Origin of the sequence: Pantoea latae, from assembly GCF_002077695.1 — a bacterium.
GTDB classification, from domain to species: Bacteria; Pseudomonadota; Gammaproteobacteria; order Enterobacterales; family Enterobacteriaceae; genus Pantoea; species Pantoea latae.
In genome coordinates, this window is sequence record NZ_MWUE01000009.1 from 15,029 (window position 1) to 28,193 (window position 13,165).

General features: G+C 61.4%; 10 protein-coding genes. 5 read left to right on the forward strand and 5 right to left on the reverse strand.

What is annotated here, in order from left to right; translation table 11 throughout:
• Nucleotides 1-8: 8 nt before the first annotated feature.
• The 5 genes from typA to fabY all read left to right on the forward strand — a co-directional run bounded on the left by typA (nt 9) and on the right by fabY (nt 4,938).
• Nucleotides 9-1,829, forward strand: coding sequence for a ribosome-dependent GTPase TypA (gene typA, locus B2J69_RS07015; RefSeq protein WP_033754244.1), 1,821 nt, complete (start codon nt 9-11; stop codon nt 1,827-1,829).
• Nucleotides 1,830-2,027: 198 nt separating this feature from the next.
• Nucleotides 2,028-2,624 (forward strand): glucose-1-phosphatase, encoded by a 597-nt coding sequence (gene yihX, locus B2J69_RS07020; RefSeq protein WP_081137755.1) that lies wholly within the window; start codon nt 2,028-2,030, stop codon nt 2,622-2,624.
• Complete coding sequence (locus tag B2J69_RS07025) at nt 2,625-3,497, forward strand: virulence factor BrkB family protein (protein ID WP_081137757.1); 873 nt, start codon at nt 2,625-2,627, stop codon at nt 3,495-3,497.
• Nucleotides 3,494-3,931 carry a D-aminoacyl-tRNA deacylase gene (gene dtd, locus B2J69_RS07030; protein WP_081137759.1) on the forward strand — a complete coding sequence of 146 codons (438 nt, stop codon included), beginning with the start codon at nt 3,494-3,496 and terminating at the stop codon, nt 3,929-3,931. The genes B2J69_RS07025 and dtd overlap by 4 nt, the downstream gene beginning before the upstream one ends.
• Nucleotides 3,932-3,990: 59 nt before the next feature.
• On the forward strand, nt 3,991-4,938 hold the full coding sequence (gene fabY / locus B2J69_RS07035; protein ID WP_081137761.1) for a fatty acid biosynthesis protein FabY: 948 nt from the start codon (nt 3,991-3,993) through the stop codon (nt 4,936-4,938).
• Nucleotides 4,939-4,974: 36 nt separating this feature from the next.
• Here the strand turns inward: fabY and B2J69_RS07040 are convergent, their stop codons facing one another.
• The 5 genes from B2J69_RS07040 to spoT all read right to left on the reverse strand — a co-directional run bounded on the left by B2J69_RS07040 (nt 4,975) and on the right by spoT (nt 13,156).
• A complete protein-coding gene (locus B2J69_RS07040) occupies nt 4,975-6,654 on the reverse strand; it encodes an AsmA family protein (protein ID WP_081137914.1) in 1,680 nt (559 codons plus the stop codon).
• Nucleotides 6,655-6,775: 121 nt separating this feature from the next.
• Nucleotides 6,776-8,158, reverse strand: a complete 1,383-nt coding sequence (locus tag B2J69_RS07045; RefSeq protein WP_081137763.1) for a nucleobase:cation symporter-2 family protein — start codon at nt 8,156-8,158, stop codon at nt 6,776-6,778.
• 112 nt (nt 8,159-8,270) lie between these two features.
• Nucleotides 8,271-10,349: an ATP-dependent DNA helicase RecG gene (gene recG, locus B2J69_RS07050; RefSeq protein WP_081137765.1), complete on the reverse strand. Its 2,079-nt coding sequence runs from the start codon at nt 10,347-10,349 to the stop codon at nt 8,271-8,273.
• Nucleotides 10,346-11,044, reverse strand: coding sequence for a tRNA (guanosine(18)-2'-O)-methyltransferase TrmH (gene trmH, locus B2J69_RS07055; RefSeq protein WP_081137767.1), 699 nt, complete (start codon nt 11,042-11,044; stop codon nt 10,346-10,348). Before trmH ends, recG begins: the two co-directional genes overlap by 4 nt.
• A 3-nt stretch (nt 11,045-11,047) precedes the next feature.
• Nucleotides 11,048-13,156, reverse strand: coding sequence for a bifunctional GTP diphosphokinase/guanosine-3',5'-bis pyrophosphate 3'-pyrophosphohydrolase (spoT, locus tag B2J69_RS07060; RefSeq protein ID WP_081137769.1), 2,109 nt, complete (start codon nt 13,154-13,156; stop codon nt 11,048-11,050).
• Nucleotides 13,157-13,165 lie beyond the last annotated feature (9 nt).

Here is a 13,165-nt window from a genome sequence, read left to right on the forward strand (position 1 = left end):
GCAAAGTTGTGATCGAAAATTTGCGTAACATCGCCATCATCGCGCACGTCGACCATGGTAAGACCACCCTGGTTGATAAGCTGCTGCAACAGTCCGGTACCTTTGACGCGCGTACCGAAGCGACTGAGCGTGTGATGGACTCCAACGATTTGGAGAAAGAGCGTGGGATTACCATCCTCGCGAAAAACACCGCCATCAAATGGAATGACTACCGTATCAACATCGTTGATACCCCAGGACACGCCGACTTTGGCGGTGAGGTAGAGCGCGTCATGTCCATGGTGGATTCGGTGCTGTTGGTTGTCGATGCGATGGATGGCCCTATGCCGCAAACCCGCTTCGTGACCAAAAAAGCCTTTGCCCATGGTTTGAAGCCGATCGTTGTAATCAACAAGATTGACCGTCCGGGCGCGCGTCCTGACTGGGTTGTGGATCAGGTGTTCGACCTGTTCGTCAACCTGGACGCCACTGACGAGCAGCTTGATTTCCCGATCATTTACGCGTCTGCGCTGCAGGGCATCGCCGGTCTGGATCACACCGACATGGCTGAAGATATGACCCCGCTGTACCAGGCGATCGTCGAGCACGTTTCTCCGCCGCAGGTGGAAGTTGACGCGCCGCTGCAGATGCAGATCTCGCAGCTGGACTACAACAACTACCTGGGCGTGATCGGCATCGGCCGCATCAAGCGCGGTAAAGTTAAGCCGAACCAGCAGGTGACCGTTGTCGACAGCGAAGGCAAAACGCGCAACGGCAAAGTCGGTAAAGTATTGGGCCACCTGGGCCTGGAGCGTATCGACACCGACCTGGCGGAAGCGGGCGACATCATCGCGATCACCGGCCTGGGCGAGCTGAACATCTCCGACACCATCTGCGATCCGCAGAATGTCGAAGCGCTGCCAGCGCTGAGCGTCGACGAGCCGACCGTCACCATGTTCTTCAACGTCAACACCTCGCCGTTCTGCGGTCAGGAAGGCAAGTATGTGACCTCGCGTCAGATCCTTGAGCGCCTGAACAAAGAGCTGGTGCACAACGTTGCGCTGCGCGTGGAAGAGACCGAAGACGCAGACGCGTTCCGCGTATCGGGCCGTGGCGAACTGCACCTGTCGGTGCTGATCGAAAACATGCGTCGTGAAGGTTTCGAGCTGGCGGTATCCCGTCCGAAAGTTATCTTCCGCGAAATCGACGGCCGCAAACAAGAGCCGTTCGAGAACGTGACGCTGGATATCGAAGAGAACAATCAGGGCGCAGTGATGCAAGCCATGGGCGAGCGTAAAGGCGATCTGAAAAACATGGATCCGGATGGCAAAGGCCGCGTGCGTCTTGACTACGTTATCCCGAGCCGTGGTCTGATCGGCTTCCGTAACGAATTCATGACCATGACTTCCGGTACCGGTCTGCTCTATTCGACCTTCAGCCACTATGACGACATCCGTCCGGGCGAAGTCGGCCAGCGCCAGAACGGCGTGCTGATCTCTAACGGCCAGGGTAAAGCGGTTGCCTTCGCCCTGTTCGGTCTGCAGGATCGCGGCAAGCTGTTCCTGGGCCACGGCGCGGAAGTCTATGAAGGCCAGATTATCGGTATTCACAGCCGTTCCAACGACCTGACCGTAAACTGCCTGACCGGTAAGAAGCTGACCAACATGCGTGCTTCCGGTACGGATGAAGCGACCACCCTGGTGCCGCCGGTGAAGATGACCCTCGAGCAGGCCATCGAATTCATCGATGACGACGAGCTGGTGGAAGTAACGCCGCAGTCGGTCCGTATCCGTAAACGTCATCTGACCGAGAACGACCGCAAACGCGCGTCACGCGGTCCGAAAGAGTAAGACGTTTCGCCTGTGAAAAAGCCCCGTTTATCGGGGCTTTTTTTATGCCTGCTGTTATTTGTCCTGCCGCCACGGCGCCCTCTGCGCAACGCCGCCATGTCACAGCTTCCATAACCGACTTTTCTCCAGCCTGTTACCTGTTCAGCCCCTGTTTTTGCCGCTAGAGTGAATGATCCAGGGAATCAGAGGAGTAACGACATGTTGTACATATTTGACTTAGGCAATGTGATTGTTGATATCGACTTTAACCGCGTGCTGGGCGTCTGGAGTGACCTTGGCCGCGTGCCGCTGGCGCTGTTGCAAAGCCGCTTCCAGATAGACGAGGCGTTTGAACAGCATGAACGCGGCGAAATCAGCGACGAGCACTTCGCGGCGGAGCTGTGCGAGCGGCTCGATATCGCGCTGAGCTATGAACAGTTCGTGGCGGGCTGGCAGGCGGTGTTTATGGGCGCGCGCGCCGATGCGCTGGCGCTGATGAACCAGCTGCGCGCCGACGGGCATCGTGTGGTGATCCTCTCCAACACCAACAAGCTGCACACCGAGTTCTGGCCGACGCAGTATCCGGAAGTGCGCGCGGCGGCGGACGTCATTTACCTGTCGCAGGAGCTGGGCATGCGCAAGCCTGAAGCGCGTATTTTCGAGCATGTGCTGCAGCAAGAGGGCTATCGCGCCGATCAGGCGATCTTCTTCGATGACAACGCGGATAATATTGCTGCAGCGAAGGCGCTGGGCATTAAAAGCGTGCTGGTGACGGACAATAAAACCGTGCCGGCCTGGCTGGCAAGCCATCGCTGAATGATCAGGTTACGTCCGTTTGTTTCGAGCTGCCACGCGCTCTGGCTGTGGCTCAAGCTGCTGTGGAAACGCGTCGACGAGGACAGCATGACGACGCAGGCTGGCAACCTGGCCTTTGTCTCGCTGCTGGCGCTGGTGCCGCTGATCGCCGTGGTGTTTGCGCTGTTCTCGGCGTTTCCGGTCTTTTCCGACGTCAGCGTTCAGCTGAAAAACTTTATCTTCACCAACTTCGTTCCGGCGACCGGCAACGTGGTGCAGCGCTATCTCGATCAGTTCGTGGCCAACGTGCACCGCATGACGGCGCTCGGCGCGGTAGGGCTGATCGTCACCGCGCTGCTGCTGATGCACTCGGTCGACACCGCGCTCAACACCATCTGGCGCAGCCATAAAAAGCGCCCGCTGGTTTACTCATTCGCCGTCTACTGGATGATCCTGACGCTGGGGCCGCTGCTGGCGGGCGCCAGCCTGGCGATCAGCTCCTATCTGCTGTCGCTGCGCTGGATCAGCGACAGCGGCGTTTACGGCGTGATCGACCAGGTGCTGCGGGTTTTCCCGCTGCTGCTCTCCTGGCTGGCGTTCTGGCTGCTCTACAGCATCGTGCCGACGCGCAGCGTGCCGCCGCGTGACGCCCTGGTCGGCGCGCTGGTGGCGGGGGCGCTGTTTGAGCTGGGTAAAAAAGGCTTTGCCCTCTATGTTACGATGTTTCCTTCATATCAGCTGATTTACGGCGTGCTGGCGGTGATCCCGATTCTGTTTCTCTGGGTCTACTGGACCTGGTGTATTGTGTTGCTGGGTGCGGAAATCACCGCCACGCTGGATGATTATCGCCAGCTAAAACAGCGGGAAGGCGAACAACAACGAGAGGTTGCATGATTGCGTTGATTCAACGAGTACTCAGCGCCAGCGTGAGCGTGGATCGCGAGGTGGTGGGTGAAATTGGCCCAGGCCTGCTGGTATTGCTGGGCGTAGAAAAAGGGGATGACGAGAAGCGCGCCGAGCGGCTGGCGGAGAAGGTGCTGGGCTACCGCATCTTCAGCGACGAGCAGGGCAAGATGAACCTTAGCGTGCAGCAGGCGGGCGGCAGCGTGCTGGTGGTGTCGCAGTTTACGCTGGCGGCGGACACGCAAAAGGGGATGCGTCCCTCTTTCTCCGGCGGCGCGGCGCCCGATGAGGCAAATCGTCTCTACGGCTACTTCAGCGACTGCTGCCGTGACCGGGGCGTGACCACCGCCAATGGACGCTTTGCCGCTGACATGCAGGTTGCGCTGGTCAATGATGGCCCTGTCACCTTCTGGTTGCAGGTTTGAGGCTGACCGCCGAGCGGCACGGGATCGGCCACGCAGGCTCTGAACGAGAGAACCACTTTATGTATCATCTTCGGGTACCGCAAACCGCGGAAGAGCTGGATATGTACTACCAGTTCCGCTGGGAAATGTTACGCAAGCCGCTGCGCCAGCCGCAGGGATCGGAGCGAGACGGCTGGGACGCGCTGGCGCATCACCAGATGGTAGTGGACGAGCAGGGGCAACCGGTGGCCGCCGGACGGCTCTATATCAACGCCGACAACGAAGCCTCAATCCGCTTTCTCGCCGTGCACCCGTCGGTGCAGGGCAAAGGACTGGGCACGCTGGTGGCGATGACGCTGGAGTCGGTGGCGCGTCAGGAGGGCGTTAAGCGCGTCACCTGCGCCGCGCGCGAAGACGCGGTCGAGTTCTTCGCCAAGCTGGGCTACCTCAATCAGGGCGAGATCACCGCGCCGCAGACCACGCCGGTGCGTCATTTCCTGATGATCAAACCGGTGGTGACGCTGGATGATATTCTGCACCGCGCCGACTGGTGCGGGCAGCTGCAGCAGGCCTGGTATGACAACATTCCGCTCAGCGAGAAGATGGGCGTGCGCATCCTGCAGTTTACCGGCCAGAAATTTATCACCACCATGCCGGAAACCGGCAACCAGAATCCACATCATACGCTGTTCGCCGGCAGCCTCTTCTCGCTGGCGACCTTAACCGGCTGGGGGCTGATCTGGCTGCTGCTGCGCGAGCGCCATCTTGGCGGCACCATTATTCTGGCGGACGCCCATATTCGCTACAGCAAGCCGATCACCGGCCGCCCTGGGGCGATTGCCGATATCGGCTCGATGAGCGGCGATCTCGACCGCCTGGCGCGCGGCCGTAAGGCGCGCGTGCACCTTGAGGTCGAACTCTACGGCAACGAGGAGCTGGGCGCGGTGTTTGAAGGGGTCTATATCGTGCTGCCCGCCGATCCCGACGAGCCGCTGGAAGAGGGCGGCTCCGGCGCGCGCATTAACTGAATAACAAGGGCCGACGTATCGGCCCTTGTTGTTGCGTTATCTGACTTCGCCCGCCTGCATCCGCTGCTCGATCTGCTGCGCATCGGTGCGCAGCGAGAGCGAGCCGTTCGCCGAGGATTTCAGCGGCGCGTTCGCCTTCAGCGAGGCGTCCAGCTGAAGCTGGAAGTTGCTGGCGCCGCTCGCCGGCAGCGCGGGCCAGCCCCAGCTCTGCAATACGCTGGCGGGCACCGCCTGGCCTTTCAGGTTCAGCGTCAGCGGACGATCCGGCTGCTGGCCGACGCTGGCGGAACCTTCCAGCATGCCGCCGCCGCTAAAGGCGCTCAGCTCCGTTACCTGAATCTGCCGCTCGTCAGCGTTGAGCGACAGCGAAGGATGGCGCAGATCGACGCGGTTAAACGTCGCTTCCGCGGCGTTAAGGCTGAGTTTACCTGACCAGATCCCCCACTGATGCTGACGCGCCAGCAGCAGATTTTCTCCGCTGCCGTCCAGCGAGGTCATCTGGAAGGGAAAGGCGGGATTGATATCGATAATCAGGTTGCGGTTAGAGGTGAAGCGGTTGACCGCCACGCTGTCGAGCCACGTCGGCAGCGGTGCCAGCCAGCTGTCGCGCCAGCTCTCCGGCAGGGTGTACTCCAGCCCGGCGATCGCCAGATTGTTCAGCGTCAACCGTTGGTCGCTGCGGCTCCAGGCGCCGTCGGCGCGGATCACGCCGTTGGCCCAGCGCGAGCTGAACTGCGTCAGGGCGATGCCCTGCGGCGACAGATCGAGATTGACGATCGGATCGTTCAGCTCGAAGCGGCCGTTAATAAAGTTGCTGGCGTTAAGCGACAGCGAGCCGTCGTCGCTGCGCCAGCTGTCGCCCTGCCAGGTAAGATTTTTCAACGTCAGGTCGAGGTCGGTGACCGCCCAGTCAGGGCCCTGCAGCCGCGCGTCGGTCATATCGAGCCGGTTAATGGTCACCGAGGGCAGATCCTGAATCGGGCGCAAAAAGTCTGCCAGGCTGTGGACGGTTTGCAGGCGAATATCGTTGAGGCGAAGCTGGCGGATCAGCCAGTTGCCCTGCGCGTCGCGCTCGGCGCTGCCGGTCATCGAACCGCGCGCCAGATCCGCGCCGACATTGCTGAACACCATGCGGCCCTTCGCTACGCTGCCCTGAATCAGCACGTGGGCGCCAGAGACCTGGTTCAGCGTCATTTCACCGGCGCTCATCTGGAACTGCGCATCGCTGCCCAGCATGTTTTTCGCCGTGGGTTTCCACGGCATGATGCCGCCATTCACCTGACGCGCCGACAGCGGCAGCGCCGCGTTCGGGCTGTCGATGCGCATGTTGTTCAGCTGCAGGCGACCAGCCTGGAAGGGCAGCGCGTCGTCAGGCGTCAGGTTGGCCAGATTAACCGTGCCGTCGCGCAGTTCGATGCTGCCAAAATTGAGCGGATCGCTGAACTGCAGCAGCGCGAGGCCGAGATCGACGCGTTTCGCCACCAGCGCGGCGGGCTGGCCGTCATGACCAAAGCTGAAATCGTCGAGAATGATGTGCGAAGGAGAGGAGAAGTTGTGCTCGATTTTGCTCAGCGAGAGATGCCAGGCGGTTTTATCGCTGACATAGCGGCTGAACCCGCCCGCGCCCCACTGCGTCTGCAGCAGAACGTAGATCACCACCAGGCTCAGCACCAGCAGCAGCAGTACCGTAAGAAAAAATTTTCCAAGAAATTTCATCGCTTCCATCCCGCCATCTTTCCGGTCAGTGCTTGTTATGCCTGAATTACCGTTGTAGCTCAACAGCCTGGATGTAAATACAGCTAAATAGAGGAGGCGGGCCGCAGCCCGCCAGAGAAGGTTACTTTTCCTGCGGGAAGATCAGGTTCAGCACAATAGCGGTAATCCCGCCTGCGGCGATACCGGAAGAGAGCAGCGTCTTCAGCCAGTCCGGCGCGAACTGCAGGATCAGCGGCTGCTGCGATACGCCCAGCCCGACCGCCAGCGAGAGCGCGATAATCATAATGGCGCGGCGGTTCAGCGGCTCGCGCGACACGATGCGCACGCCAGAGGCGGCGATGGTGCCGAACATCACAATAGTGGCGCCGCCCAGCACCGGCTCAGGAATATGCTGCACGAAGCCGCTCACCGCCGGAAACAGGCCCAGCAGGATCAGCATCAGCGCCACCACAAAGCCCACGTAGCGGCTGGCGACGCCGGTCAACTGGATCACGCCGTTGTTCTGGCCGAAGCAGGAGTTAGGGAAGGTGTTGAACAGCGCGGAGACGCAGGAGTTCAGCCCGTTCGCCAGCACGCCGCCTTTCAGCCGCTTCATGTAGAGCGGGCCGCTGACCGGCTGCTCCGATACGTCCGACGTGGCGGTGATATCGCCGATGGTTTCCAGCGAGGTCACCATAAACACCAGCATCAGCGGGATCAGCAGATTCCAGTCAAAGCCGAGACCGTAGTAGAGCGGCGTCGGCACGGCGATAAGCGGCTGGCTGACCGGCGCAGCGGACTGCGGCAGCATATCCATCAGCCAGGCGGCGAAATAGCCAATCGCCATAGCGATCACCAGCGAGGCGACGCGCAGGTAAGGATTGCGCTGGCGGTTGAGCACGATAATCACCGCCAGCACCACGCCCGCCAGCAGCAGGTTTTTCGGCGCGCCAAAGCTGTGATCGCTCATCGCGGCGAAGCCGCCGCCGATAGAGGTCAGCCCGACCTGAATCAGCGACAGGCCGATAATCATCACCACCACGCCGGAGACCAGCGGCGTGATAATGCGGCGCGCCAGGTGCAGCACGCGCGACAGCACCATTTCAGTACAGGAGGCGACCATCAGCGTGCCGAACAGCGCCGCCATCATGGTCGGCACGTCGGCGCCGCCGTTTTTCAGCGCCATGCCGCCCATAATCAACGGGGTGACGAAGTTAAAGCTGGTGCCCTGAATCGACAGCAGGCCCGAACCCACCGGCCCCCAGGTTTTAATCTGCAGCACTGACGCCACGCCGGACGCGAACAGCGACATGCTGATAATGTGCTGTGTATCCTGCGCGGGCAGGCCCAGCGCCTGACAGATCAGCAGCGCGGGCGTGATCACCGCGACAAACATCGCCAGCAGATGCTGGCCGGCGGCAAACAGCGTCTGCGGCAGCGGCGGGCGGTCTTCAAGGCGGTAAATCAGTTCGCTCTGGTTTGGCGTCGCGGTAGATAGCGAGGCGTCTGGTTGATTAACGGACATAGCGTGCTTCCCGGTTTTGTGAAGAGGGGGATTTTAAACCGCTGCGGGCTGAAAGCAATCGTTTGCCAGGCTTTATCTTAACCCCCTGCTACGACAGAAGGATAAAAGGGGATCAGACGTTGGTGTAGCGCGCGTTTTCCGGCAGCCAGCGCTCGATCAGCGCCTTTGCCTGTTCAGGATAATGCTGGTGGATATGGCGCGCGACGCGCTGCACTTCCGGCACCATCGCCTGATCGCGCAGCAGATCCGCCACCTTGAATTCGGCGTTACCGGTCTGGCGCGTGCCCAGCAGCTCGCCAGGGCCGCGGATCTCCAGATCGTGCTGGGCGATAACAAAGCCGTCGTTGCTGTCGCGCAGCACCTGCAGGCGCCGCTGCGCGGTTTTGCTCAGCGGCGCTTTGTAGAGCAGCACGCAGTGCGAGGCCACCGCGCCGCGCCCGACGCGTCCGCGCAGCTGGTGCAGCTGCGCCAGGCCCAGTCGTTCCGGATTCTCGATAATCATCAGGCTGGCGTTGGGCACGTCGACACCGACTTCAATCACCGTGGTCGCCACCAGCAGCTGCATCTCGTTGGCCTTAAACGCCGCCATCACCGCCTGTTTCTCCGCCGGCTTCATGCGGCCGTGCACCAGACCGATATTCAGGTCGGGCAGCGCAATTTTCAGGGCTTCCCAGCTCGCTTCGGCCGCCTGCGCTTCCAGCAACTCGGACTCTTCGATCAGGGTGCAGACCCAGTAGGCCTGGCGGCCCTCCTGGCAGGCGTGACGCACGCGCGCAATGATATCGTCGCGGCGGCTGTCCGGGATCGCCACGGTGGTGACCGGCGTACGGCCCGGCGGCAGCTCGTCGATGGTCGAGGTGTCGAGATCGGCGTAGGCGGTCATCGCCAGGGTGCGCGGGATCGGCGTGGCGGTCATGATCAGCTGATGCGGATGGAAGCCCTGCTCTTCGCCTTTCTCCCACAGCGCCAGCCGCTGATGCACGCCGAAGCGGTGCTGTTCATCGATAATCACCAGCGCCAGGCCGTTGAACTGCACCTGCTCCTGGAACAGCGCGTGCGTGCCGACCACCATTGCCACCTGGCCGCTGGCGATCGCCTCCTGCTGCGCCTGGCGCGCTTTGCCTTTCTGCTTGCCCGCCAGCCAGCCGACTTCGATGCCAAGCGGCGCGAACCAGCTGCGGAAGTTGCTGGCGTGCTGCTCCGCCAGCAGCTCGGTGGGCGCCATCAGCGCCACCTGCTTGCCGTGGGCAATCACGTCCAGCGCCGCCAGCGCCGCGACCAGGGTTTTACCGGATCCGACGTCGCCCTGCACCAGACGCATCATCGGGAAATCATTGGCCAGATCGCGCTCAATCTCCTGCACCACGCGTTTTTGCGCGTTAGTGGGAGAGAAGGGGAGCGCCGCCAGCAGCTTGTCGCTCAGGGTATGGCGCGCGGGCATCGGCAGCGCGTAATAGCGCTGCGCCCCGGCGCGTACCGCCAGCATGCTGAGGTTGTGCGCCAGCAGCTCTTCGAGGATCAGACGCCGCTGCGCCGGATGACGGCCGTGCTCCAGCTCGCTCAGGCGCAGATCGGGCGGCGGGCGATGCAGCGTGCGCAGCGCCTCCGGCAGGCTAATCAATCCCTGCGCCAGCTCCTGCGGCAGCAGCTCAGCGATCGGCACGCTCTCCAGCAGCGTCAGCGCCTGATCGGTCAGGCTGCGCAGCGTGGCCTGGCGAATGCCTTCGGTGGTGGGATAGACCGGCGTCAGGGTCTCTTCCAGCGTCACCGGGCTCTGTTCGCCCTGCACGCGATATTCGGGGTGAATAATTTCCGCGCCGCGCTGGCCGCGTTTGATCTCGCCGTAGGCGGTCACGCGACGGCCCGGCGCCAGGCTGTTCTTCATGCCGGCGTTGAAGTTGAAGAAGCGCATGGTCAGGATGCCGCTGCCGTCGCTGATCTGACACACCAGCATGCGGCGTCGGCCAAAAGAGACATCGGACTGCAACACTTCGCCCTCTACCGTGGCCCAGATGCCGGGCAGCAGATCGTTGATGGCGTAGAGTTGAGTGCGGTCTTCGTAGCGTAGCGGGAGATGAAGCAGCAGATCCTGAATGGTGTGCAGGCCGAGCTTAGCCAGTTTCGCCGCCTGGCTGGCGCCGACGCCGGTCAGGGTACTGAGCGGAATGGCATCCAGCAGGCGGCCTTTCATTTCTTTTTCCCCGTCGCCTGCATCAACGCCCACCAGTCAGCGTCGGCGTCGACTTCACCCTGCGCGTTAATGCGCGGATAGGGCAGGCCTTTCTGTTTCGCCACGCGCGCCAGCACCGGATAGCCGCCTTCGAACAGCAGTCGCTGCTGCTCCTCTTCATCCAGCAGGCTGTGCTGACGCTGATAGAGCCCAGCGTTCTGCCGCTGGCGCTGCGCTTCATACAGGATGAGCGCGGAGGCCACGGAGACGTTAAGCGACTGCACCATGCCGACCATGGGAATAATGATCTCTTGATCGGCCAGCGCCAGCGCTTCGGCGGTAATGCCGGTTTTTTCCTGGCCCATCAGAATGCAGGTCGGGCGGGTGTAATCGATGTCGCGAAAGTCGACCGCTTTGGCCGACAGATTGGTCGCCAGCACCTGCATGCCGCGATGTTTCAGATGCGTCACCGCCTCGGCGATATGGCGGTGGGTTTTGACTTTCACCCAGCTGTTGCTGCCGGCGGAAGCGGAAACCATAGTGCGCATGCGTTCGCTCGGCCAGACGGCGTGCACTTCGTGAATGCCTACCGCGTCCGCGGTGCGGATCACCGCCGAGACGTTGTGCGGCTTGTGCACCTGTTCCATACAGACGGTGAGGTCGTGCTGGCGGAGCGCCAGCATCTCCTGAATACGAGCAAAACGTTGGGCGTTCATGCGCTAATTACGGTTTCGATGGACTTTGATCACGTCCGGCATTACGCGGATTTTACGCATAATGTTCGCCAGATGGACGCGATCGCGCGCGGTCAGGCGGATAAAGGCGCTGTAAACGCGGCCGTCACGCTCTTCGGTGTTGAGGCTCTGGATATTGGAGCCTGCGGTATTGATCGCCGCCGTCAGGTTCGCCAGCGCGCCCTGATGGTTAAACATATCGACCTTGATCTCCGCCACGAACTCCTGGTCGGTCACCTTATCCCACTCCACCGGCATGAACTTCTCCGGCTCTTTCTGGTAGCCGCGAATATTGCGGCAGGATTCGTGGTGCACCACCAGCCCCTTGCCGGGACTGACGTGGGCGACAATGGGATCGCCAGGGATAGGGCGACAGCACTTGGCGAAGGTGATCAGCACGCCGTCCGCGCCTTTAATCGGCAGCTTGCCGCGCTTGCTGCTGCTCGGCGGCGTCCCGTTGGTCGACTGCAGCAGGTTCTTCGCCACCACCACGCTCATGGCGTTGCCGAGGCCGATTTCCGCCAGCAGATCGTCCAGCGACGTCAGCTTCATGCGGTCCAGCTCCTGCTTGATATTCTCTTTCGGGATCTCCGCCAGCTTGCGGCTGCCGCCGAGCGCGTGGCTCAGCAGACGGCGACCAAGATTGACGGAGTCTTCGCGCTTGAGGTTTTTCAGCAGCTGACGGATTTTGGCGCGCGCTTTAGAGCTGACGACAAAGTTGAGCCAGGCGGCGTTGGGTCGTGCGCCCGGCGCGGTGATAATTTCCACCGTCTGGCCGCTGGTGAGCGGCTGCGACAGCGGATAGGGCTGGCGATCGACGCGCGCGCCGACGCAGGCGTGGCCGATATCAGTATGCACCGCATAGGCGAAATCGACCGGCGTCGCGCCGGCCGGCAGTTCGACGATGCGCCCTTCCGGCGTAAAGACGTAGATCTCGTCAGGGAAGAGATCGGATTTGACGCTTTCGATAAATTCAAACGAGCTGCCCGCGCTCTGCTGCAGCTCCAGCAGGCTTTGCAGCCAGCGCTGGGCGCGGATCTGCGCGGTGGTGCCGCTTTCGCCCGCCTGTTTGTAAGCCCAGTGCGCGGCGACCCCCATTTCCGCCATCTGATCCATATCTTCGGTACGGATCTGCACCTCGACCGGCACGCCGTGCGGTCCGATCATCGAGGTATGCAGCGACTGATAGCCGTTGGCCTTGGGGATAGCGATATAATCTTTCATGCGGCCTGGACGCGGTTTGTACAGGCTGTGCATCTGACCGAGCACGCGATAGCAGGTGTCCACATCCTTCACGATCACGCGGAACGCGTAGATATCCATGATGGAGTGAAAGCGCTGCTCTTTCAGCGTCATTTTGCGGTAGATCGAGTAGAGATGTTTTTCACGGCCGCTGACGCGACAGGGAATGCCCGCTTCCTGCAGACGTCCGTCGATTTCCGACAGGATCTTCTGAATCATCTCTTTGCGGTTGCCGCGCGCCGCTTTCACCACCTCTTTAATCACGCGGTAGCGATTCGGGTAGAGCGCCTCGAAACCCAGCTCTTCCAGCTCGGTTTTCAGATGATGGATACCCAGGCGATGCGCCAGCGGACTGTAGATCTCCAGGGTTTCCAGCGCGATGCGGCGACGCTTGTCCGGACGCAGCGCGCCCAAGGTGCGCATATTGTGCGTACGGTCGGCCAGCTTGATGAGAATGACGCGGATATCCTGCACCATCGCCATGATCATCTTGCGGAAGTTCTCTGCCTGCGCCTCTTTCTTGTCGCGGAAGGTAAGCTTATCCAGCTTGGATACGCCCTCTACCAGCTCCGCCACGCTTTTGCCGAACAGCTGCTCCATATCCTGATAGGTCGCCGGCGTGTCTTCGATCACGTCATGCAACAGCGCGGCCATGAGGGTTTCATGGTCGAGCTTCATCTCTGCCAGGATACAGGCGACGGCGACTGGATGGGTAATGTAGGGCTCGCCGCTGGAGCGTGTCTGTCCCTCGTGAGCATCACGTGCGACAAGGTACGCTTGCTGGAGGCGCTTGATTTGCTCCTCCGGCAGGTATTTTTCAATCAGCTGATTGAGGCTTTCAAACAGATACAAGGTTGGCCT